Annotated in this window: 23 protein-coding genes and 3 pseudogenes; 11 read left to right on the forward strand and 15 right to left on the reverse strand. The window is 74.0% G+C overall.

Annotated features, from left to right (window positions below):
* The 3 genes and pseudogenes from ABZY20_RS35035 to lnt form a co-directional block, all read left to right on the forward strand.
* Positions 1–90: pseudogene (locus tag ABZY20_RS35035) on the forward strand (nuclear transport factor 2 family protein); the annotation flags it as partial.
* Position 91: 1 nt separating this feature from the next.
* Positions 92–181: pseudogene (locus tag ABZY20_RS35040) on the forward strand (nuclear transport factor 2 family protein); the annotation flags it as partial.
* A 95-nt stretch (positions 182–276) separates the two neighbouring features.
* Positions 277–1851, forward strand: a complete 1575-nt coding sequence (gene lnt, locus ABZY20_RS35045; RefSeq protein ID WP_356447218.1) for an apolipoprotein N-acyltransferase — start codon at positions 277–279, stop codon at positions 1849–1851.
* Here the strand turns inward: lnt and ABZY20_RS35050 are convergent.
* Entirely contained in the window at positions 1775–2680 is a 906-nt protein-coding gene (locus ABZY20_RS35050) for a Gfo/Idh/MocA family oxidoreductase (protein ID WP_356447220.1), read from the reverse strand. The genes lnt and ABZY20_RS35050 overlap by 77 nt on opposite strands.
* A gap of 13 nt (positions 2681–2693) precedes the next feature.
* Positions 2694–3878, reverse strand: coding sequence for an FAD-dependent monooxygenase (locus ABZY20_RS35055; RefSeq protein ID WP_356447221.1), 1185 nt, complete (start codon positions 3876–3878; stop codon positions 2694–2696).
* 81 nt (positions 3879–3959) lie between these two features.
* Between ABZY20_RS35055 and ABZY20_RS35060 the strand changes: the two genes are divergently transcribed.
* From ABZY20_RS35060 to ABZY20_RS35070, 3 genes are all read left to right on the forward strand, one after another.
* Positions 3960–4553, forward strand: coding sequence for a TetR/AcrR family transcriptional regulator (locus tag ABZY20_RS35060; protein ID WP_356447223.1), 594 nt, complete (start codon positions 3960–3962; stop codon positions 4551–4553).
* Between the two features lie 42 nt (positions 4554–4595).
* On the forward strand, positions 4596–5108 hold the full coding sequence (locus ABZY20_RS35065) for a DinB family protein (RefSeq protein WP_356447225.1): 513 nt from the start codon (positions 4596–4598) through the stop codon (positions 5106–5108).
* Between the two features lie 151 nt (positions 5109–5259).
* A complete protein-coding gene (locus ABZY20_RS35070; protein ID WP_356447226.1) occupies positions 5260–5721 on the forward strand; it encodes a hypothetical protein in 462 nt (153 codons plus the stop codon).
* A 594-nt stretch (positions 5722–6315) separates the two neighbouring features.
* Here ABZY20_RS35070 and ABZY20_RS35075 read toward each other — a convergent pair.
* The 5 genes from ABZY20_RS35075 to fabG all read right to left on the reverse strand — a co-directional run bounded on the left by ABZY20_RS35075 (position 6316) and on the right by fabG (position 11022).
* A complete protein-coding gene (locus ABZY20_RS35075; RefSeq protein WP_356447228.1) occupies positions 6316–6807 on the reverse strand; it encodes a hypothetical protein in 492 nt (163 codons plus the stop codon).
* A gap of 120 nt (positions 6808–6927) precedes the next feature.
* Positions 6928–7611: a uracil-DNA glycosylase gene (locus ABZY20_RS35080; protein WP_356447230.1), complete on the reverse strand. Its 684-nt coding sequence runs from the start codon at positions 7609–7611 to the stop codon at positions 6928–6930.
* 92 nt (positions 7612–7703) lie between these two features.
* Complete coding sequence (locus tag ABZY20_RS35085) at positions 7704–9290, reverse strand: ABC transporter substrate-binding protein (RefSeq protein WP_356447231.1); 1587 nt, start codon at positions 9288–9290, stop codon at positions 7704–7706.
* Between the two features lie 199 nt (positions 9291–9489).
* Positions 9490–10248: an SDR family oxidoreductase gene (locus ABZY20_RS35090; RefSeq protein WP_356447233.1), complete on the reverse strand. Its 759-nt coding sequence runs from the start codon at positions 10246–10248 to the stop codon at positions 9490–9492.
* 12 nt (positions 10249–10260) lie between these two features.
* On the reverse strand, positions 10261–11022 hold the full coding sequence (gene fabG / locus ABZY20_RS35095; RefSeq protein ID WP_059418653.1) for a 3-oxoacyl-ACP reductase FabG: 762 nt from the start codon (positions 11020–11022) through the stop codon (positions 10261–10263).
* Positions 11023–11252: 230 nt separating this feature from the next.
* Between fabG and ABZY20_RS35100 the strand changes: the two genes are divergently transcribed.
* A complete protein-coding gene (locus tag ABZY20_RS35100; protein ID WP_356447235.1) occupies positions 11253–11723 on the forward strand; it encodes an excalibur calcium-binding protein in 471 nt (156 codons plus the stop codon).
* 71 nt (positions 11724–11794) lie between these two features.
* Here the strand turns inward: ABZY20_RS35100 and ABZY20_RS35105 are convergent, their stop codons facing one another.
* Positions 11795–12208 (reverse strand): DUF3037 domain-containing protein, encoded by a 414-nt coding sequence (locus ABZY20_RS35105; RefSeq protein ID WP_356447237.1) that lies wholly within the window; start codon positions 12206–12208, stop codon positions 11795–11797.
* Positions 12205–12960 (reverse strand): HipA family kinase, encoded by a 756-nt coding sequence (locus tag ABZY20_RS35110; RefSeq protein WP_356447239.1) that lies wholly within the window; start codon positions 12958–12960, stop codon positions 12205–12207. The genes ABZY20_RS35105 and ABZY20_RS35110 overlap by 4 nt, the downstream gene beginning before the upstream one ends.
* 197 nt (positions 12961–13157) lie before the next feature.
* Here ABZY20_RS35110 and ABZY20_RS35115 point away from each other — a divergent pair, with 197 nt between their 5' ends.
* Positions 13158–13646 (forward strand): Rieske (2Fe-2S) protein, encoded by a 489-nt coding sequence (locus ABZY20_RS35115; protein ID WP_356447241.1) that lies wholly within the window; start codon positions 13158–13160, stop codon positions 13644–13646.
* 8 nt (positions 13647–13654) lie between these two features.
* Here the strand turns inward: ABZY20_RS35115 and ABZY20_RS35120 are convergent.
* Positions 13655–14066: pseudogene (locus ABZY20_RS35120) on the reverse strand (hypothetical protein); the annotation flags it as partial.
* Between the two features lie 70 nt (positions 14067–14136).
* Between ABZY20_RS35120 and ABZY20_RS35125 the strand changes: the two are divergent.
* Positions 14137–14607, forward strand: a complete 471-nt coding sequence (locus ABZY20_RS35125; protein ID WP_356447243.1) for a pyridoxamine 5'-phosphate oxidase family protein — start codon at positions 14137–14139, stop codon at positions 14605–14607.
* Positions 14608–14615: 8 nt separating this feature from the next.
* Here ABZY20_RS35125 and ABZY20_RS35130 read toward each other — a convergent pair whose 3' ends face one another.
* Positions 14616–15518: a LysR family transcriptional regulator gene (locus ABZY20_RS35130; protein WP_356447245.1), complete on the reverse strand. Its 903-nt coding sequence runs from the start codon at positions 15516–15518 to the stop codon at positions 14616–14618.
* Between the two features lie 75 nt (positions 15519–15593).
* Here ABZY20_RS35130 and ABZY20_RS35135 point away from each other — a divergent pair, with 75 nt between their 5' ends.
* Positions 15594–16535, forward strand: coding sequence for a DMT family transporter (locus ABZY20_RS35135; RefSeq protein WP_356447247.1), 942 nt, complete (start codon positions 15594–15596; stop codon positions 16533–16535).
* 244 nt (positions 16536–16779) lie between these two features.
* On the opposite strand, the gene ABZY20_RS35140 is transcribed toward ABZY20_RS35135, so the two are convergent.
* Positions 16780–18111 carry an aminotransferase class I/II-fold pyridoxal phosphate-dependent enzyme gene (locus ABZY20_RS35140; RefSeq protein ID WP_356447249.1) on the reverse strand — a complete coding sequence of 444 codons (1332 nt, stop codon included), beginning with the start codon at positions 18109–18111 and terminating at the stop codon, positions 16780–16782.
* A gap of 36 nt (positions 18112–18147) precedes the next feature.
* Between ABZY20_RS35140 and ABZY20_RS35145 the strand changes: the two genes are divergently transcribed.
* Positions 18148–18828, forward strand: a complete 681-nt coding sequence (locus ABZY20_RS35145) for a pyridoxamine 5'-phosphate oxidase family protein (RefSeq protein WP_356447251.1) — start codon at positions 18148–18150, stop codon at positions 18826–18828.
* Between the two features lies 1 nt (position 18829).
* Here the strand turns inward: ABZY20_RS35145 and ABZY20_RS35150 are convergent, their stop codons facing one another.
* The 3 genes from ABZY20_RS35150 to ABZY20_RS35160 all read right to left on the reverse strand — a co-directional run bounded on the left by ABZY20_RS35150 (position 18830) and on the right by ABZY20_RS35160 (position 21646).
* Positions 18830–19783: an EamA family transporter gene (locus ABZY20_RS35150; RefSeq protein WP_356447253.1), complete on the reverse strand. Its 954-nt coding sequence runs from the start codon at positions 19781–19783 to the stop codon at positions 18830–18832.
* A 228-nt stretch (positions 19784–20011) separates the two neighbouring features.
* On the reverse strand, positions 20012–21016 hold the full coding sequence (locus ABZY20_RS35155; protein ID WP_356447292.1) for an EamA family transporter: 1005 nt from the start codon (positions 21014–21016) through the stop codon (positions 20012–20014).
* A gap of 72 nt (positions 21017–21088) precedes the next feature.
* Positions 21089–21646 carry a Clp protease N-terminal domain-containing protein gene (locus ABZY20_RS35160; protein WP_356447254.1) on the reverse strand — a complete coding sequence of 186 codons (558 nt, stop codon included), beginning with the start codon at positions 21644–21646 and terminating at the stop codon, positions 21089–21091.
* Between the last annotated feature and the right edge of the window lie 21 nt (positions 21647–21667).

The raw sequence follows: 21667 nt of genomic DNA on the forward strand, positions 1-21667 counted from the left end.
GGCCGGTACGCCTTCGCGCTGCTGCGCACGGAGGACGGCTGGCGGCTGAGCGAGGTCACCGTCCGGGAGAAGTGGCGGCGCCTTCCGTAGCGGCCGGTACGCCTTCGCGCTGCTGCGCACGGAGGACGGCTGGCGGCTGAGCGAGGTCACCGTCCGGGAGAAGTGGCGGCGCCTTCCGTAGCGGCCGGCGGCACCTGTGGTCCACTGACCCGGCGTCCCCTGTCCTAGATCGTCCGCAGGGCGCACACTGGAGGCACCGCGGGGTAGGAGGCGCCTATGAAGACGCTCGGCCACTGGCTCGCCTCCCCCTGGCGGCGTTCGGCCGCCGCCGCGGTCGCGGGCGCCCTCCCGGTCCTCGCCTTCCCCGCCCCCGCCCTGTGGTGGTGGGCCTACGTGGCCCTGGTGCCCTGGCTCCTGCTGCTGCGCACCGCTGCCACCGGCAGGCGCGCCCTGTACGACGGCTGGTGCGGCGGCTTCGGCTTCATGCTGGCCATGCACCACTGGCTGCTGCCGAGCCTGCACGTGTTCACGTTCGTCATCGCCGCCCTGCTCGGCGCGCTGTGGGCACCGTGGGGCTGGCTGGTGCGGCGCCTGCTGGGCGGCAGCCCCGCGCGCAGCCGGGTCGTGGTGGCGCTCCTGGTCCTGCCGTCGGGCTGGCTGGCCGCGGAGCTGGTCCGCTCCTGGCAGGGGCTCGGCGGCCCCTGGGGAATGCTGGGCAGCAGCCAGTGGCAGGTCGCACCGGCGCTGCGGCTCGCCTCGGTCGGCGGGGTGTGGCTGCTGAGCTTCCTGATCGTGGCCCTGAACGTCGCCGTCGCCGTCCTGATCGCGGTCCGCGAGGCGCGGGTGCCGGCCGTGGCCGGACTCGTCGCCACCGCCGCCGTCACCTCGGCCGTCTGGACCCTCGCGCCGCGCCCCGCGGTCGACGGCCGGGTGCGCATCGCGGTCGTCCAGCCGGGCGTCGTCGACGGCCCCCGCAGCGCGGAGCGCCGCTTCGCCCGCGAGGAGCAGCTCACCCGGCAACTCGCCGGGCAGGACCTCGACCTGATCGTCTGGGGCGAGAGCAGCGTGGGCTTCGACCTCGGGGACCGGCCCGACCTCGCCCGGCGGCTCGCGGACCTGTCCCGCGAGACGAACACCGGCATCCTGGTCAACGTGGACGCCCGGCGCTCCGACAAGCCCGGCATCTACAAGAGTTCCGTGCTGGTCGGGCCGGACGGCCTGACCGGCCAGCGCTACGACAAGATGCGGCTGGTGCCCTTCGGCGAGTACGTCCCGGCCCGCTCCCTGCTCGGCTGGGCCACCTCCGTCGGCAAGGCGGCCGGCGAGGACCGCAGGCGCGGCTCCCAGCCGGTCGTCATGGACGTGGGCGACGGCCTGCGCATCGGCCCGATGGTGTGCTTCGAGACCGCCTTCCCGGACATGACGCGCCACCTCACCGCGGAGGGCGCCGACGTGCTGGTCGGCCAGTCGGCGACCTCCACGTTCCAGCAGAGCTGGGCCCCCGCGCAGCACGCCACCCTCGCCGCCCTGCGCGCCGCCGAGACCGGCCGTCCCATGGTCCACTCGACGCTGACCGGCGTCTCGGCCGTCTACGGTCCGGACGGACGGCGCATCGGAGCGCCTCTCGGCACCGACGCCTCCGCCACGAGCGTCCACGAGATCCCCCTGGCCCACGGCACCACGCCCTACGTGCGGCTCGGCGACTGGACCGTGCACGCGGCCATGCTGATCCTCGCCGCCTGGGCCGCCGGGGAGGGCGTCCGGGCGCTGCGGCTCAGGCGTCCGGCTCCTGAATCGCCCGTACGACCCGCTCGCACAGGTCGTGGGTCTCCAGCGCGTCCCGGGCGCTGAGCACCCTGCCCGCGCGGACCGCGTCCAGGAACGTCAGCACCGCCTGCTCGATCCCGCGCTGCCGGGCCACCGGGACCCAGTCGCCGCGCCGCCGCACGGTCGGCTGGCCCTTGTGGTCGACGACCTCGGCGAGGTTCACGACCTGCCGCTTGGTGTCCTGCCCGGACACCTCCAGGATCTCCTCGGCCGAGCCGCTGAGCCGGTTCATGACGCCGAGCGCGGTGAAGCCGTCACCGGCGAGCTGGAGCACCACGTGGTGCAGCAGGCCGTCGCGGACCCGGGCGCGCACGGTCACGTCGTCGATCGGGCCGGGCGCCAGGAACCGCAGGGTGTCGACGACGTGGATGAAGTCGTCGAGGATCATCGAGCGCGGCTCCTCCGGCAGCCCGACGCGGTTCTTCTGCATCAGGATCAGCTCGCGCGGATGGTCGGCGCACTGGGTGTAGCCCGGGGCGTGACGCCGGTTGAAGCCCACGGCCAGGCTCACGCCCCGCTCCTCGGCGAGCTCCACCAGCCGCGTGGAGTCGTCGAGTGCGTAGGCGAGCGGCTTGTCGACGTAGGTCGGTACGCCCGCCTCCAGCAGCCGCGTCACGATCTCCGGGTGGGCGACCGTGGGCGCGTGCACGAAGGCGGCGTCGAGACCGGCCGCGAGCAGCGAGTCGAGGGTCGTGTGCCGCCGCTCCGGCGGGATGTGCAGCCCCTCGGCGACCCGGTCGAGCGTGGCGGGCGTACGGGTCTGCAGATGCAGCTCGACGCCCGGCTGGAAGGCGAGGACCGGGAGGTAGGCCTTCTGCGCGATGTCGCCGAGTCCGATGCAGCCGACCTTCACCTGGTGCTCTCCTCTAACGGTTGCCTGCCGTGGCCTGCCCGGAAGCATAGTGCGGCCGCGGGGGACGCCAGCCGGCGATGCCGTCGAAGCCGCGCAGGAACAGGTCGGGCGCGGCCTTGGAGAGCGCGGCCATGGCGCTGTCGCGTACGGCGATGCCCACCCGGCCGCTCATGAGGTTGAGGCGGGCGACCCGCACGGCCTGGCGTGCGACGGCCGTCGTGCGGGGCAGCCGGGCGGCCGTGTAGGCCGGGAGGTCGTCGCAGTGGTGGGCCAGGACCACCGCGTCCTCGATGGCCTGGTTGCCGCCCTGGCCCAGGGTCGGGGGCATGGCGTGCGCGGCGTCGCCGAGCAGGGCGACCCGGCCCCGGTGGAAGGCGGGCAGCGGGTCGGCGATGTGGTGCACGTCGTGGCGCAGGACGTCCTCGGGGCGGGCGGCGGCCAGGACGGCCGGGACGGGGTGGTGCCAGTCGCCGAAGCGCCGCAGCAGCTCCGCCCGCTCGTCGTCCGGCGCGTGCTCGCCGGCCGGGGTGACGGCGGCGGCGTAGGCGTAGACACGGCCGTCCTTGAGCGGGTGCGTGCCCCAGATGCGGCCCCGGCCCCAGGTCTCGTGCGAGGCGAACTCGGCGCCGGGGACGGGGATCACGAGCCGCCAGGTGGTGAAGCCGGAGTAGACGGGCCCCGGGTGGGCGGGGAAGAGCGCGTGGCGCACCGCGGAGCGGATGCCGTCGGCGCCCACCACCAGGTCGGCCTCAAGTTCCCCGTCCGCGGTGCGCACGCGGGCGGGCCGGCCGGCGTCACCGGGGTCGGCGAGGGTCGCGGCGGCGTCCGTGCGGACGGCGTCCGAGGGGAGCCGGGAGGCCAGGCTCGCGATGAGGGTGGCGCGGTGCAGCAGCACCAGCGGGCCGCCGAAGCGCTCGGCGACGGCGTCGGCGGAGGAGCGCGAGAGCCACCGGCCGCTCGGCGTGCGCACTCCGCCGTCGCCCGCCCAGGCGGCGAGGTCGCGGATCTCGTCGCCGAGGCCGATGACGTCCAGCGCGCGCAGGGAGTTGGGCGCCAGCGAGATGGCCGCGCCGACCGGCTCCAGTGAGCGGGCGCGCTCCAGCACGGTCACCTGCCAGCCCCGCGTCCGCAGCGCCGCCGCCGCGGTGAGCCCTCCGATCCCGCCGCCGATCACGACGGCCCGCCTCGACTCGGCCATGGCTCCTCCTCGACTGGTGACTACATCTGTAGTACGCCGTCGAGGCTACTACAGCCGTAGTGAGAGGGGTAGCGTGACGCCATGTCCGTACGCACCACCTCCGGCCCCTCCCGCTCGGACCTCGTCGCCGACGCCGCCCTCGCCCTGCTCGCCGAGCGCGGGATGCGCGGTCTCACCCACCGGGCGGTCGACGAGGCGGCCGGACTCCCCCAGGGCTCCACGTCGAACCTCGCGCGGACCCGGCAGGCCCTGCTGGAACTGACGGTGCGGCGGCTGGCCGACCGCGAGGCACGCGTCCTCGCCCTGCACGAGATGCCCGGCCCCCGCGCCGGGACCGACTCCCTCGTGAACGCCCTGGCGCTAGCGGCGCACCGGGCCCTGACCCGGCACCGGGCCCTCACCCTCGCCCGTTACGAACTGGCCCTGGAGGCCACGCGCCGCCCCGAGCTGCGGGCCTACTTCGACGCGGCGGGCGCCCGTTTCCGCGACCAGCTCACCGCGCTGGTCACCGGGATGGGCTCGCGGGACCCGGCCCGGCACACGCTGTCGCTGATCGCCTGGGCGGACGGGCTGATGTTCCAGTGCGTGGCGGGGTCGTTCAGCACCCGGACGCCGAGCCTGGAGGACGTGCGGGCCGGGCTGCGGGAGCTGCTGGACGGGATGCTCCGCGGCTGAAACCTGGTGGTGCGTCAGGGGGTGCTCGGACAGGATGTGTGCATGACCGACGAACGCCGCGTGCCCGCCACCACAGCCGACGAACGCACCATGCTGGAAGGGTGGCTGGACTTCCACCGGCGGACCCTCGCGTGGAAGTGCGATGGACTGACCGACGAGCAGCTCAGGTCCGCCGCGGTGCCCCCCTCGGACATGTCCCTGATGGGGCTGGTGCGGCACATGACGGACGTGGAGCGCCACTGGTTCCGCCGGGTGCTGGCCGACGAGGACGCCCCGCCGCTGCACTGGAGCGACGAGGACCCGGACGGCGATTTCCGGCTGGCCGGGACCGACACCTGGCAGGAGGCGTACGCGGCCTGGCAGTCGGAGATCGCCACCGCCCGGCGCCACTCGGCCCGCTTCGGCCTGGACGACATCTCCGAGGGCAGGCACCGGCGCACCGGCGAGCGGTTCAACCTGCGGTGGCTCTACACCCACATGATCGAGGAGTACGCCCGGCACAACGGCCACGCCGACCTGCTGCGCGAGCGCATCGACGGCGCGACCGGCGACTGACGTCAGCCGCCGCGGGCCGGCGCCCTCCCTGCGGGGCCGGACATCACCCGTGCGGGGCATCCTGCGCCCGTCCGCCGTCCGGTTGCGGGCCGGACGCAGCAGAGTTGCGCGGGTGCATCGAACGACCACCACAGCGACACTCCTGGTGACCGTGGCTGTCGCGGCCCTCTCCGGCTGTACGACGGTCCCGCGCCCCTCCGCACCCGGGCCGACGGCGGCCCCGTCCCGGCCGCCTGCGCCCCGGCCGGAGGGACAGGCGGAGACCCAGATCGTGCAGGCACCGGCCCGGGAGGCGCTGCAGCTCATCGAGGAGTCCCGCCGCCCGGAGCCGGACGCCCCGGCGTCCCGTCCGGCCGCGCCGCCTGCGGCCGCCCCACCGGAGCGGGGGCGACCGCCGACCGGCGCCCGCCCCCGCCCGGACCACCCCGCCCCCGCGCCACGCGCCCCCGGACGCCGGCGCACCGACCTGCCGGACCTCTCGAAGCCGATCCGCGAGGACGTCCAGCGGCAGGCCCCCGGCAGCTCCGACGTGTGCGCGCTGGGCAGACGCTACGGCGGCTGGCGGGCGGACAGCCCGGAGGCGACGATCTGCCGTGACACGTATGGGCGCTGAGCCCGGTCAGGGGTGGCCGAAGCGTCGGGGCCGTCGGGTTCGTGGCGTGAGAGCACGCCGGACGGCAGTGGCGTCAGGCCGCGCCGGACGGCAGTGGCGTGGGGACACGCTGGACGGCGGTGGCAGGCGGGGTGCGCTGCTGCGCGCTGCGGTGGGCGGGCGCCCCCGGGGGGGGACACGGGACCCGGGTTGCTCCGGTGTGCGCCGGACCGCAACAACACAGCGGGCTGCGGACCCCGGTGCCGGTTCCACAGCGGGACGTCGGACCGCTGCCACCCGGCTCGGCGCCAGCCAGCGGGGACACGCATGGACACCGAGGCACGGCCACGCGCGGGCTCGTCGGACCGCTGCCACCCGGCTCGGCGCCGGCCACCAGGGACACGCATGGACACCGAGGCACGGCCACGCACCGGCACGCCGGACAGCGCTGATCCCGGTGGACGCCGAACCGCCGCCCCCTCCCCAGGCGGGACGCCGACCCTCCGGTGCCTCAGGTGAGCGCCGGCAGCCCGCCCCGGGCGAGGACCAGACGCCGCGCCCGAGGCCCGAGGCCTGACCGCGGAGCCACCGGCCCCGCCCCGCGGCCGGGCGCCGTCAGGGCCGCTGCCGCGGCGGCGTCCGCATGCCACCGCCGCCTCCGCCCAGCCGGGACGCCAGCCGGCCGATGGCCGCCCGCACGCCCTGCCCGTAGCGGTCGTCGGGGAGGGCGGCAGCGGCCTCGCGGGCCCAGCGCAGATGGCTGCGGGCGGCGTCGCCGCGGCCGAGCCTGTCGTAGACGTCGGCCAGGTTCAGATGCAGGGACGGGTAGAACGCGCGGACCGCGAGTGCCCCCGTCCCGGCCTCCTCCGCCGCTGTCAGCGCCCGCAGGTCCCAGGCCAGTTCGTCCGCGGGTTCGTCCTGGGTGTCGGCCAGGTAGTGGGCGAGGGTGCAGCGGTGCAGGGGGTCGCCGTGCTCGCCGATCTCCGCCCACAGGTCGAGGAACCGGTGCCGGGCCTCCTCGCGGTCCCCCGCGTGGTGCAGCATCACGACCTGCCCGATCCGCGTCAGCACGGCGTCCGGCGCCGTCTGCCCCTGTCGCTCCGCCACCGCGCCCTCCGCACCCTCGCCGGCTGTCTCGCCGACGCTAGCCGCAGGAGGGGGCGATCCGGCTGAGGCCGCTCCGTACGTCCGCGGCCTCGCCGGAGGGGGCTCCGCACCTGCCGGTGCTCACCCCAGGTTCGGGATGGTCCAGTCGATGGGCTCGTGGCCCTGTGCCGCCACCGCCTCGTTGATCTGCGTGAACGGGCGGGAGCCGAAGAACTTCTTCGCCGACAGGGGCGAGGGGTGCGCCCCCTTGACCACGATGTGCCGCGACTCGTCGATCAGCGGGAGCTTCTTCTGCGCGTAGTTGCCCCACAGCACGAACACCGCCGGGTCGGGGCGCCCGGCCACCGCGCGGATGACCGCGTCGGTGAACTTCTCCCAGCCCCGGCCCTTGTGCGAGTTGGCCTCGCCGCCGCGGACCGTGAGCACCGCGTTGAGCAGCAGCACGCCCTGGCGGGCCCACGGCATCAGATAGCCGTTGTCCGGGATCGGGGTGCCCAGCTCCTCCTGCATCTCCTTGTAGATGTTGCGCAGGGACGGCGGGATGCGCACCCCGGGCCGGACCGAGAAGCACAGGCCGTGGCCCTGGCCCTCGCCGTGGTACGGGTCCTGACCGAGGATCAGGACCTTCACCTCGTCGAAGGGCGTGGCGTCCAGCGCGGCGAAGACCTCCTCGCGCGGCGGATGGACGGGACCCTTCGCCCGCTCGTCCTCGACGAACTCCGTCAGCTCCTTGAAGTAGGGCTGCTGCAGCTCGTCACCCAGAACCCCGCGCCAGGACTCGGGCAGCATGGCGATGTCGGTCACGTCAACGTCCTCACGATGTGTGGTCACTTGCAGGCCTCAGAACCTACAGGCGACCACTGACACCGTGCCCCGGGAAGCCGCTGCCCGCTCGCCTACCAGGCGGTCTTGCGGTGCAGCTCCCACAGCATCATGATCGTCGACGGATCCAGGGCCCGCTCGGCGCCCGAGATGTCCCGGCTGGCCGCCACGTACTGCCGGCCCTGCCACAGCGGCAGCAGCCGCGCGTCGTCCACGAGGATCCGCTGGGCCTCCTCGAACTCCTTCTCCACGTTCGCGCGGTCGCTCTCGCGGCGCGAGCGGGGCAGCAGGTCGCCGGTGATCTCGGGGGCCGGGTAGGGCGTACCGAGGGCGTTCTGCTCGCCGACGAACGGCGCGATGAAGTTCTCGGCGTCCGGGAAGTCCGGGAACCAGCCGCGCCCGAACACCGGGTACTCGCCCTTCTGGTAGCCCTCGACGTAGGTCTTCCAGGGGCGGCTCTTGAGGCTGATGGTGAACAGCTCGGAGGCCTCGAGCTGCCGCTTGAGCTCCTTGAACTCGGCGGCGGTCTCGGAGCCGTAGCGGTCGCTGGTGTACCAGAAGGTCAGCGGGACCTTCTGGTTGATGCCGGCCTCGGTGAGGATCTTGCGGGCCTTGGCCACGTCGGGGTCGCCGTAGTCGTCGAAGTAGCCCGTGGTGTGGCCGGTGAGGCCCTTGGGGACCATCGAGTACAGCGGGTCGACGGTGTCCTTGTAGACCTTGTGCGCGATCGCGGCCCGGTCGACGACCTGCGCGATGGCCTGGCGCACCGCCTTCTTGTTCGCCCAGCTGTCCTTGGGGTTGAACACCAGGTAGTTGATGTCGGTGCCGGTGCCCTCGACGAGCTGGATCTCCTCCTCATTGGAGGTCTTGCTCTGCAGGTCGACCACGTCACCGGCGGCCAGACCGCGGTAGGTCACGTCGATCCGCTTGTCGCGCAGCGCCTTCACCATGGTGGCGGAGTCCTGGAAGTAGCGGATGGTGACCGCGTCGTTCTGGCGCTTGGCGAATCCGGTGTAGGAGTCGTTGCGCTTCAGGACGGCTTCCTTGCCCTCCTCGTACGAGCCGAGGGAGTACGGCCCGGAGCCGACCACGTCGTTGTCCTCGCGCAGCGCGTCCGGGGGGTAGGCGTCCGGGGCCACGATCGACATGGCCGGGGTGGCCAGCACGAACGGGAAGGTGGCGTCGGGCTTGTTGAGGTGGAAGACCACCTCGCGGTCGTTCGGCGCCTGGACCCGCTCCAGGCTGCCCAGCAGACCGGCGGGGCCGCCGTTGACGTTGATCCTGCGGATCCGGTCGAAGGAGTGCTTGACGGCCCGGGCGTCGAGCGCGTCGCCGTTGGAGAACTTCAGCCCCTCGCGCAGCTCACAGCGGTACACCTGGTTCGAGGCGTCGCTGAAGCCGCACTTCTCGGCCGCGTCGGGCTGCGGCTCGGTCGCACCCGTGGGGTAACTGAGCAGCGTCTGGTAGATGTTGCGGAACAGTTCCCAGGAGCTGTCCCACGAGGCGGCAGGGTCGAGCGTGCTGGGAGAACTGGTGGTGCCCACGACGATCGGCCCCTCGTCGTCCGGGGTGTCGGACGACAGCACGCCGCACCCGGCGAGAAGGGTCGATATGGACGCGATGGCCGCCACCCGCCGCAGGCATCGGTTCCGGTTGAACACGCGCACGCTCCTCGATCTGCCATACCAAGGGTCGGCAGACCATACCGCAGTGCTGAGCCTGCTGACCCTCCCCGGTTCACGGTTCCTTGATCGATAAACATCTGACGACGTTGTCATGGCGCAATCGGCGGCTTTTGCACCGATACGGGCGCCCTCCTGCATAGCAGGGCGCCCGTACCCGACCGTGTGCGCGCCGCCGTCAGCCGGTGCCGGCGTTGAGGAAGATGCCGCCGTCCACGACGAGCGTCTGGCCGGTGACCCAGTCGGACTGCTCGGAGGTGAGGAACGCGGCCGCTCCGCCGATGTCGGAGGGCACGCCGAGGCGGCCGAGCGGGTAGGCCGCGGCGGCCTCCTCCTCGCGGCCCTCGTACAGCGCCTGGGCGAACTTGGTCTTCACGACGGCCGGGGCGATCGCGTTGACCCGCACCTTGGGCGCGAACTCGTGCGCGAGCTGCACCGTCAGGTTGATCATCGCCGCCTTGCTGACGCCGTAGGCACCGATGAACGGCGAGGGCGACAGGCCCGCGACGGAGGCGATGTTGACGATCGCGCCGCCGTTGTCCTTCTGCCAGGCGTGCCAGGCCCTCTGGGCGAAGCCGAGCGCGGAGACGACGTTGGTCTCGAAGACCTTGCGCGCGACGTTCAGGTCCAGGTCGGCGATCGGGCCGAACACCGGGTTGGTGCCGGCGTTGTTGATGAGGAAGTCGACGCGGCCGAAGACCTCCATCGCGCGCTCGACGGCGACGGCCTGGTGGGCCTCGTCGTGCGCCTTGCCGGCCACGTACACCGCGCGGTCGGCGCCGAGCTGCTCGACGGCCTCCTTGAGGGCGTCCTCGTTGCGGCCGGTGATGACGACCCGGTCGCCGCGTGCGACGAGCGCCTCGGCGACGCCGTAGCCGATGCCGCGGCTGGCGCCCGTGACCAGGGCGACCTTGCCGGAGAGTTCTGCGGAAGTCATGTCGTTCGTCCTCTAGTCGAGCGGTCCGCCGGCCACGTACAGCACCTGGCCGGAGACGAAGCCGGCCGCCTCGCCCGTGAAGAAGGCGATGGCGTTGGCGATGTCCTCCGGCTCGCCGACGCGGGCCACGGGGATCTGGGTGGCGGCGGCGGCCTTGAAGTCCTCGAAGCCCATGCCGACGCGGTCGGCGGTGGCCTTGGTCATCTCGGTGGCGATGAAGCCGGGGGCGACGGCGTTGGCGGTGACGCCGAACTTGCCCAGCTCCTTGGCGAGGGTCTTGGTGAAGCCCTGGAGTCCGGCCTTGGCGGCGGAGTAGTTGACCTGGCCGCGGTTGCCGAGCGCCGAGGACGACGAGAGGTTGACGATCCGCCCGAACCCGGCGTCCACCATGTGCTTCTGGCAGGCCTTGGACATCAGGAAGGCGCCGCGCAGGTGCACGTTCATGACGGTGTCCCAGTCGGAGACGCTCATCTTGAACAGCAGGTTGTCGCGCAGCACGCCCGCGTTGTTGACGAGGATCGTCGGGGCGCCGAGCTCCTCGGCGATCCGCGCGACGGCCGCCTCGACCTGCGCCTCGTCGGAGACGTCGCACCCGACCGCGATCGCCTTGCCGCCGGCCGCGGTGATCTTCTCCACGGTGTCCTTGCAGGCCGCCTCGTCGAGGTCGAGCACGGCGACCGCACGGCCTTCCGCGGCCAGCCGTACGGCAGTGGCGGCACCGATCCCGCGCGCGGCACCGGTCACGACGGCGACCCGCTGCTCAGTGGTGGACATGTCTCGTTCTCCTCAGGTGAGCGACCGCTTAGTACCTTCCGTGGAGGTGACGCTAGAAGCCCTGGCACCCGGTGTCAACGGCCGGAAGCGGCATGTGATCCATCACCCGCGCCCACCTGCCCGGCGGGGCCCTTCGCCACACCCGAACGGCCCACGCCCGCGGGTCGCCGCGTCCGGTGCCGCCATAGCGTCGGAGCGCGAGCCACCCGTGGCCGGAAAGGAGGCGCTCCATGCGCCGTCGCCGCCGTACCGGTGTCATCGGCACGCTGTTCGCGATCGCCGCGATCGTGCCCCTGTCCGCCCCCGCTCATGCCCAGCCCGACCGGGACTGCCGCGATTTCGCCTTCCAGGAGGACGCCCAGGCCGTGTTCGACGCGGATCCGAGCGACCCGTACCGGCTCGACGAGGACCAGGGCCCGGACGACGGCATCGCGTGCGAGGCGCTGCCCCGCCGCGACACGGGGATCATCTCCCCCACGACCTCCGCCCGCCCGACCGCCTCGGTGACGCCGACGCCCACCGCTACGGCGCCCGGCGCCACGGCCTCCGTCACCGCCACGGCGTCGCGGGGCGTGCGCGGCGGGATCGGAGGCGCGGTGGCCGCCGGCCCGAGCGACTGGGACATCGGCCTGGGCCTGACCTTCGCCGCGGGCGCCGCACTGATGGCCGCCTACGTCGTGAGACGCCGCCGGAGACGCTGACAGCCCCGCGCGCCCCCCGCCGCCGACAGCGCCGACAGCGCTGACAGCCCGGCGCGGCCCGCTCTCGCCGGCTACCGCACCAGCAGGTCCAGCAGCCGTTCCGTCTCCGCGGCCGGATTCACGGTCAGGCCCGTGTGGACGGGACCGGGCTGGACGATCGTGGAGCGGGGGGCGACGAGCCAGCGGAAGCGGCGGCCGGGGTCGTCGGCCGCCGCCTGGCCGGCGGCGGGGCCGCCCGCGCAGATGCCCTCCACGGCCCGCAGGGCGGCGCGCACGCCGGCCACGTCCGCCTGCGGGTCGAGGGCGAGCAGGCGTGCCTCGTCCAGGTGGGTGCGGGCACCCACGTAGGACTCGGCGCGGCAGTAGACCAGGACGCCGGCGTTGACGCACTCGCCGCGTTCGATGCGTGGGACGACGCGCAGCACGGCGTATTCGTAGATCTGGCGGTCCCGGGTGCCGCCCCTGATGATGTGCCGGTCGTTCACTTGATCCCCTGGATGCGTTCGTGGATGGCTCCGGCCCGGCTCAGCAGCGCTCGCGCGTAGGCCTGCCTGAGGTCGTCCGGGGTGGCGAAGCCGGGCTCGTCCGCCAGCCAGGCGTCCGGGATCTGGGCGGTGACGTCGGCGAGGAGGTCCCCGGTCACCCGGGGCGCCAGCGCGGCGGCCGCGGCGGCGACGTCCGGTGCGAAGGGCGCCAGGGCGTGGTCGGAGGCGTCGTAGGGGCGGGCCGCCGACGCCTGTGCACCCGGCCAGTTGTGGTGCCAGATCATGGTCGCCCCGTGGTCGATGAGCCACAACTCGCCCCGCCACATGAGCATGTTGGGGTTGCGCCAGGACCGGTCGACGTTGTTGACGAGCGCGTCGAACCAGACGATCCGCCCGGCCTCCTCGGGGTCCACCCGGAAGGCGAGCGGGTCGAAGCCCAGCGCCCCGGAGAGGAAGTCCATGCCGAGGTTGGTGCCCGCGCTGGACCGGAGCAGACCCTGCACCTGCTCGTCGGGCTCCCCCAGCCCCAGCTCGGCGTCGAGGTCCACGGTGACCAGCCGCGGCGCCCGCAGCCCCAGCCGGCGGGCGAGTTCCCCGCAGACCACCTCGGCGACCAGCGTCTTGCGGCCCTGTCCCGCGCCGGTGAACTTCAGGACGTACGTGCCGAGGTCGTCGGCCTCCACCAGTCCCGGCAGCGAACCGCCCTCGCGCAGCGGCGCGATGAAACGGGTCGCGATCACTTCCTTGAGCATCGCCCCAGGTTACTGACGCGGGCGGATCCTCCGGCGGCGGCCTCGCGGCGCGGGGGCCGGAACCCGACGGCGAACCGACAGCTCCGCTTTACCCACGTCCTCGCGTGCACGGGTCAGGATTCCGGCAGTGTCTGAACAGCCGGTACGCGAGGGCCGTACCTCTCGGCAGATCACGAATCCGCGGAAGGAACGTCAGCATGACCAGCGAATCAGTTCAGCCGTCGTCGGGACCGAACCGCCGTGCCGTCGTGGCGGCGGTGGGCGCGGCGGGGCTCACCGTGGCGCTGACGGCGTGCGGCTCGGACGACAAGGCCTCCGACGCGTCGACCGAACAGGGCGCCGCGGGCGGCGGCGCGACGAACGAAGGGGGTGGCTCGTCCGCGGGAGCGGGTGCGGGCGGCGCGGCACTCGCGAAGACCGCCGACATCCCGGAGGGCGGCGGCAAGGTCTTCAAGGACGAGAAGGTCGTGGTCTCGCAGCCGACCGCGGGCGACTACAAGGCCTTCTCCACGATCTGCACCCACCAGAACTGCCCGATGGTCGACCTCAAGGACGACATCCTCTCGTGCACCTGCCACGGCAGCCAGTTCTCGGTGCTCGACGGCAGTGTGAAGAAGGGGCCCGCGGTCAAGCCGCTGGAGGCGAAGAAGGTCACCGTGGACGGCGACTCCATCACGCTCGCCTGACCGGGCGCGCGTCTCAGGCCCGCCGGCACCTCGTCCGCGGTCGCGACGGCAGCGACCAGTGCGAGCGGGTGACGGGGCATCGCGGGGGTGTGGTCGGCCGGCACCCCCGCGACGGCATCCGCGGGCACGAGGGCGGCTTAGCCGTGGTTCGACGGCGGCGTAGCCGTGGTTCGACGGCGGCGTAGCCGTGGTTCGACGGCGGCGTAGCCGTGGTTCGACGGCGGCGCCGGACCCGGCGTTGGGGACCGCCGCGTCGGCCGAGACCCCGGTGACGATCAGCGGGCGGGGGCCGAGGGCGGGCAGCGGCGGGCCGACGCCGGTGCCGTGCAGCGGCGAGAGCCCGTGCGGCCGCCGCCGTACCGCGAGGTCCCCGCCGGTAACCTCGATCGGCGCGGCCACCCGCACCGCCGGTGTCCCGGAGCCATGCTTTTCTGACGTGATGTCAGAGGATCTCCTCTGACATCACGTGAGAGAAGGAAAGAGGGGGAGCATGACCGCCACGCAGCAGCGCAGAGGCCGGAAGATCATGATGACGCCGGGCGAGCTGGACGACTTCCTGACCGCCCAGCGCACCTGCCGGGTCGCCACGGTGTCCGCCGACGGCGCCCCGCACGTGAGCACCCTGTGGTTCGCCTGGGACGGCACCTCGATGTGGCTGTACTCGGTCGTGCGCAGCAAGCGGTGGGCGGATCTGCGGCGCGACCCGCGGGTGGCGATCGTCGTCGACACCGGCGAGGAGTACGACGAGCTGCGCGGCGCCGAGCTGTCGGGCACGGTCGAGTTCGTGGGCGAGATCCCGCGCACCGGCGAGCTGTGCGCCGAACTGGACGTGCCCGAGACGCTGTTCGCCCGGAAGAACTTCGGCATCGAGGAGATGCCGCACGACGGCCGGCACGCCTGGGTGCGGCTGACGCCGCAGAAGATCGTCTCCTGGGACTTCCGCAAGCTGGGGGCGCGGTAGGGCCGCGCTCAGCCGACGCTCTCCCCCGCCGCCCGCAGGGCCTCCACCGCGGCCCGGATCGACGGGCGGCGGTCGGCGTCCGCGCGCCAGACGACGTACACGTGGCGCCGGACCCGCTGCCGGACGGGGACGGTCACGACCCCTTCGGGCACGGGGTGGCGGCCGAGCAGCGGGGCGATGCAGACACCGAGGCCCGCGGCGACCAGCCCGAGCTGGGTGTGGGTCTCGGCGGCGCGGTGGCCGACGATCGGCTCGACGCCCTTGGAGCGGAGCGTGAACATCAGCCACTCGTGGCAGAACTCGCCGTCGCCCCAGGTGATCCACTCGTCGTCGGCGAACTCACCGAGGTCCACCTCGTCGCGCCCCGCGAGGCGGTGGTCCGCCGGCATGGCGACGTCGGCCGGGTCGTCCAGGATCGACGCCTTGACCAGGCCCTCGGGCAGCGCCATCGGCTTGTTGTACCAGTCGAGCACCACGGCGAGATCGAGGTCTCCGCGCACCACCCCGGCGATGCCCTGCTCCGGTTCCAGCTCGCTGGAGCGCAGCCGGAGCGCGGGGTGCCGCTCGCGCAGCGCGGACAGCGCGTGCGGGAACAGGCCGCGCGCGGCCGTCGGGAACGCCGCCAGCCTGAGCTCGCCCGCGACCTGGCCGCGCTGTGCCTCGAGGTCCGCCTGGGCGAGCTCGACCTGGGACAGGATGCGCTGGGCGTGCTCGGCGAGCAGCCGGCCCGCGTCGGTGAGCCGCACGCCCCGGCCGTTCTTGGCGAGGAGCCGCTGTCCGACTTCCCGCTCCAGCTTGGACATCTGCTGGGAGACGGCGGACGTCGTGATGTGCAACGCCTCGGCGGCGCCGCTGACCGAGCCGTGCCGGGCGAGGGCGTCGAGGGTGCGCAGGCGCTCCAGGTTCAACATGTAAGCGATGCTACGCAATACCGGGTGCGAAATCTCGATTGTGCTACGAGGTTTTCGTACCGCATCGTGGCTGTCATGACCACCGTCGCCACCACGCCCGGCCGGGCCGCCACCGCCCCGCCCGTACCGCCCCGCCCCCGTCTCGACTGGCGTCTGCGCTTCGCCGCCCTCTCGCTGATCTGGGGCTTCAGCTTCCTGCTCATCAAGGTGGGCACCGAGGGCTACGCGCCGTTCCAGGTGACCTTCGGCCGGCTGGTGTTCGGTACGGCGGTGCTGGCCGCCGCGATGGTGGTGCGTCGGGAGCGGCTGCCACGCGGGGCGCGCACCTGGGCGCATCTGACGGTCGCCGCGTTCCTGCTGAACGCCCTGCCGTTCTCGCTGTTCGCCTACGCGGAGCTGACGATCCCGTCGACGCTGGCGGGCATCTGCAACGCGACCTCGCCGCTGTGGGGCATGGCCCTGTCGCTCGTCGCCCTGTCGGAGGACCGCCCGACCCGGGTGCGGGTGGCGGGGCTCGGGCTCGGCTTCCTGGGCGTGCTGACGGTGCTGGGCGCCTGGCAGGGCTTCAGCGGCCTGGACGCGACCGGCACGGGCCTGGCCCTGCTGGGCTCCCTCAGCTACCCGGTCGGCTGGATCTACGTCCGGCGCACTCTGGCGGGCACCGGCCACTCGCACCTGTCGATGACCGGCGCGCAGCTGCTGCTCGCGACGGTGCAACTGGCCGTCGTGACACCGCTGTTCACGTCCCTGCCGACGAGTCTGCCGGTGGTGCCGCTGCTGGCGATCGCCGCGCTTGGCGCCCTGGGCACGGGCCTCGCCGTGCTCCTCCAGTACGGCCTGGTGGCCGAAGTCGGCCCGACGACGGCGCAGATGGTCACGTACTTCATCCCGGTGATCGCCACGGCCGCGGGCGTCGCCCTCCTCGGCGAGTCACTGACCTGGTCGACGCCGGTCGGCGCGGCGATCGTACTGACGGGCGCGGCACTGACGCAGGTGCGGCCGAAACCGCGGGCGTAGCGGCCGGGGCGGGAGTACGGGCGGGCACGCCCGGGATCCTGGCGGGCCCGGGATCCCGGCGGGCTCGGCCGTACGCGCAAGCCCGGGCGGGGCGGGCCGGGCGCGCAACTCCGGGCACGGCGGCCCAAGCGCGCAGCTCCGGGGCCGGCGGCCCGGACGCGCAGGGCACCCAGTCCGAGCCCCCGGTGCCCCTGGAACCGGCCCGGCCCGTAGAGCCGGGCGCCCTGAACACCTGAACCTCAGCTCACACATAACCCCGCACCGGCCCCGGCCCCACCGCCGAGGCGATCGCGTCGGCCAAGGGCCCGATCTCGGACTCCGCCAGCGTCGAGACGGAGACCCTGATCCCGGGCGGCGCGCTCATCCGGAAACGGGCACCCGGCGCGACCGCCCACCCGGCGTGCAGCAGCCGGGCGACGGCTCCGGTCTCGTCCGGCACCGGCACCCACACGTTCATCCCACTGCGTCCGTGCGCCGCCACACCGCGCCGGCCGAGCGCGTCGATCAGCGCGTTCCGGCGCCGCCCGTACGCCGCCGCCACCTCGCCCGCGTCCACCGCGCCGTCGGCCCACAGCCGCACCAGGGCGCGCTGCAGCAGCCGGCTGACCCAGCCGGGCCCGAGCCGCTGACGGCCGTGGACCCGGTCGACGGTGACCGCGTCCCCGGTGAGCACCGCGAGGCGCAGATCGGGTCCGTAGGCCTTGGCGGCGGAACGCACGAACGCCCAGTGCCGGGTGGCGCCGGCCAGGGGGCGGAGGGGCAGGTCGACGATGCCGTGGCCGTGGTCGTCCTCGACGATCAGCACCTCGGGGTGCTCCCGCAGCACCGAGCGCAGGGCACGCGCGCGTGCGGCGCTGACCGCGGCACCGGTCGGGTTCTGCGCCCGGCAGGTGACGATCAGGGCGCGGGCCCCGGCCTCCAGCGCCCGGCGCACGTCCGCGGCGCGCGGCCCTTCGTCGTCCACGCCGACGGGCACCGTGCGCAGCCCGAGTGCCGGGACCAGGTCGAGGGTGCGGCCCCAGCCGGGATCCTCGACGGCGACGGCGTCGCCGGGTTTGAGGTGGGCCGCCAGCACCCGTTCGACCCCGTCGAGCGCGCCGGAGACCACGGCGAGCGGCCCGTCCGGGACGCCGTCGGCGGCCAGGCCGGCCCGCGCGAGCCGCTCCAGCTCCGGCTCCACGGGGGCCTGCCCGTAGAGCACGGGCGCACGGTCGCCCTGCGCGGCCGCCGCCGCGAAGGCGTCCGCGAGCGGCGGCAGCAGCGCCGGATCCGGATTGCCGCTCGCCACGTCCCGCACGCCCTCCGGGACGTCCACCCGGATGTGATCGCGGCCGGTCGTGGCCGGCGCGGGCCGCACCCGGCTGCCCCGCCGGCCCGCGGTCTCGATGACCCCGCGCTCCCGCAGGGTGCGGTACGCGGCCGCGACCGTGTTCGGGTTCACCCCCAGCCGCTCCGCCAACTCCCTCATGGGAGGCAGCAGTTGACCCGGCCGCAGCTCACCGGCCCCCACCGCCCGCTCGATGCTCGCGGAAATCTCCGCTGCGCGGCGCCCACTGATCGGATACTCTCCTAGCACAAAACACAGTATGCACTAGTGCAATAAGGAGCGCACATGCAGGGGACCACGCCGCCGCAGCCGGCCACCGCCTACCCGCCGACCGACCGCACGGTCCCCACGCGCTCGCCGAAGCGGGCCTCCTACGACCGGGACCTGGTGCACGCGATACTCGACGGCGCCTACGTCTGCCACCTCGGCTTCGTCCGCGACGGCGCGCCCGTCGTGCTGCCCACGCTGTACGCCCGGGTCGGCGAGCGGCTGTACGTGCACGGCTCGACGGGCTCGCGCCCGCTGCGGGCGGCCGGCCAGGCCGACCCGGGACTGCCGGTCTGCCTGACCGTCACCCACGTCGACGGTCTGGTGCTGGCCCGCTCGGCCTTCCACCACTCGATCAACTACCGCTCGGTGGTGGTGCACGGCGTCGCCCGCGACGTCACGGACCCCGAGGAGAAGCGCCGGGCCCTGGACGCCCTGGTCGACCACGTCGTGCCCGGCCGCTCGGCCGACTCCCGGCCGGCCAACCCCAAGGAGCTGGCCGCCACCGCCGTGATCCGCCTTGACCTGGAGGAGGTCTCCGCGAAGCTGCGCACCGGCGGCGTCAACGACGAACCGGAAGACCTCGCCCTCCCGCACTGGGCCGGAGTCGTCCCGGTGCACCAGACCTACGGCGCCCCGGTCCCCGACCCGGCCCTGGCAGCGGACACGGACCTGCCCGACTACCTGCGCGGCAGGTGAGCTACGGGGCCGTCGTCACCGGCACCGCCCGCCGCCCGGGCGACCGCAGCTCCCCCGCCGCGAGCCCCGCGACCGCCCCCAGCATCAGCAGCGTTCCGGCCACCGTCGCCATCGTCAGCCGCTCGCCGAGCAGGGCGACGGCGAGCACCGCCGCACTCACCGGCTCCAGCAGCATGATCACGGAGACGGTGGCCGACCGCACGACGGCCGCACCGGCGAAGTACAGCCCGTACGCGAGGGCCGTGGGCACGGCGGCGACGTACGCCAGCAGGACCAGCAGCCGCGAGGGGTCCCCGGTGTGCGGCACCAGTCCCTCGGCGGCCGCGAACGGCAGCAGGCACAGGCTCGTGACGGCGAACGCGCCGACGGTGGTCCGGGAGGCGTCGGCCGCGCCGTCCCGCCCCCACCGCCGGGTGAGCAGCGTCATCACGCTGTACCCGGCCGCGGACACCAGCGCCAGCAGCACGCCCCAGGGACGCACGGCCGTGTCCCCGCCGCCGAGGACGAGGACCGCGAGCCCGGTGAGCGCGCCCACGACGGCCACGGCGCCGCCGCGTCCGAGCCGCTCGGCCAGGAACACCCGGGCGCCGAGCGCGATGAGCACGGGCCCCGCGCCCAGGGTGACGACGGTGGCGACGGCGAGCCCGGTGGCGGACACGGCCGCGAAGTAGGCCGTCTGGAACACCGCGAGCCCCAGCCCGGTCACCCCGGCCCGCCGTACCCGGCGCGGAAGCGGCTCGGTGACGGCCGCTCCGCCGGACGGCGCCACCAGGCGGACGGCGAGCAGCAGCACCAGTCCTGCGGCACAGCGCCAGAACGACAGGGCGACGGGCCCCATGTCACTGGCCCGGTAGACCAGGGAGGCGGCCGCGCCCGCGGTGCCCCACGCGACACCGGCGACGATCAGATAGAGCAGGCCTCGCCCGACGGGCAGGCCGAAGGAAGTGTTCGACACGAGTTCTCTCCGCAGAGGCGCACGGCTCGCACGCTCGGGAAGCGGCGGCGGGTGCGCGGAAGTTCGGGAAGGGCCCCGGATCAGGTGTGATCAGCGGGGTCCGCGGACTTCGTCTGCGGGCAGCACCGTCCGGCCCGGCGGTGAGATCGCCGGGCACGGTGTCCGGAGGGCCCGCCTCAGGCGGCCGGAGGCGGAAGGACGAGCGCGTCGGAAGGCATGATCGGCACCTTAGGCCGCGGTCCCCCGCCGGGACAACTCCCTTTCCGGGCCTCCGCTCGCCACCGGGTCCCCGGAGCCCTTCGCGGGCGTCGAGGACTGCGCGATGAACGCGCCGGCCAGCACGACCACGCCCCCGGCGATCTGCGGCGCCGACAGATGCTCGCCGAGCAGGACCCAGGCCAGGACGGTGGCGATGACCGCTTCGAGGCAGGCCACGACCCCGGCGACCTGCGGGGAGAGCCGGCGCACGGCGACGATGCCGGTGATGTACGCGACGACCGTGGCGACGAGGATGATCCAGGCCAGCAGCACGAACGCGGCGACGGGCGTGCCGTCCATGCGCGCGGTGCCCGCGAGCACGGACCAGTCCATGCTCCACGGCCGGGCCACGACGGTGAGCACGGCCGCCCCGACGAGCAGGCCGTAGGCGATGACACCGAGCGGGTCGGGCGCCTCCTCACCGGCGTCGCCGCCGTGGTCGGACAGGACGAAGTAGCCGACCTGGCAGCAGGCCGCGCCGAGCGCGAGCAGCAGTCCCAGGGCGTCGAAGCCGAGCCCCGACCACACCTCGACGACACAGGCGAGTCCGCCGACCGCGAGGACGACTCCGACCGCGGCGGCCCGTGTCACCGGCCGCCGCTGCACGAACCGCACCCAGCCCAGCACCAGCGCGGGCGCCAGGTACTCGATGAGCAGCGCCACTCCGACGGGGATGCGCGAGAGCGCGGCGAAGTAGCAGGCCTGGACACCGGCGACGGCCAGCAGGCCGAAGCCGGCGAGCAGTCCGGGGCGGCGGCGCAGCAGGGCGCGGTGGCGCACCGCGAGCGGCAGCATCACCAGGGCCGCCCCCGCCACCCGGAGCCACACCACGTGCAGCGGGTCGAGGCCCGCCTCGATCAGCGGCTTGGCCGCGACACCGGATCCGCCGAAGGCGACCGCGGACCCGAGCGCGAGACCCAGACCGACGCCCCTGCCGTGCCCGCTCGGGCTGCTGTCAGACGTAAGCACCGGCACATGATGACAGGCCATGACAGGAGCGTCACCCCTCATGGCACCTGTCTCACTGCCTGGACGGCGCGGATCCGGTCAGTGCGCCGCCTCGCCGCCCCCCACGCACTCCGGAGGCCAAGGGGTCCCGTCGGCCAGCCGGACCCGCACCTCGCCCGGGTCTATCCCGGCGCGCTGGAGGACCTCGACCGCGCGGGCCTGCGGGTCGACGAGGATCGCGTCGAGCAGGTCGACGCCGCGCGCCGCGCGGCACCGCTCGGCGGCACGCGCGCAGGCGCGTTCCATCGCGGCGGCGGCCAGCGGCGAGAAGCCCGCGCTCCCCGTCACCACGGGCCCGGCGCCGGAGTCCTCGACGCCGCTCTGCCAGCGCAGTCCGTAGCCGATGCTGCGCTGGACGAGGTAGCCGAGCAGCCGGGCGAGGGGCGGTCCGTCGCCGAACACGGCCCGCGCTTCGGGGCCGGACTCCAGGAGCGAGTGCAGCAGATGGGCCGTGTCGATCTGCCGGTCTCCGTCCCGGACCGCCCGGCGGCGGGCGCCACCGACCACCGAGGCCAGTTCGTCGCTGAGCCTGGCATCGTTGTCCACGCGCTGAGTGCCGTGCTCATGGGCCGACTGGCGGGGGATCTGGGGTTGCACGTGCCCACCCCATCAGCCCCC

Source organism: Streptomyces sp. NPDC006624 (genome assembly GCF_040611555.1).
In the GTDB taxonomy this organism is placed as follows: Bacteria; Actinomycetota; Actinomycetes; order Streptomycetales; family Streptomycetaceae; genus Streptomyces.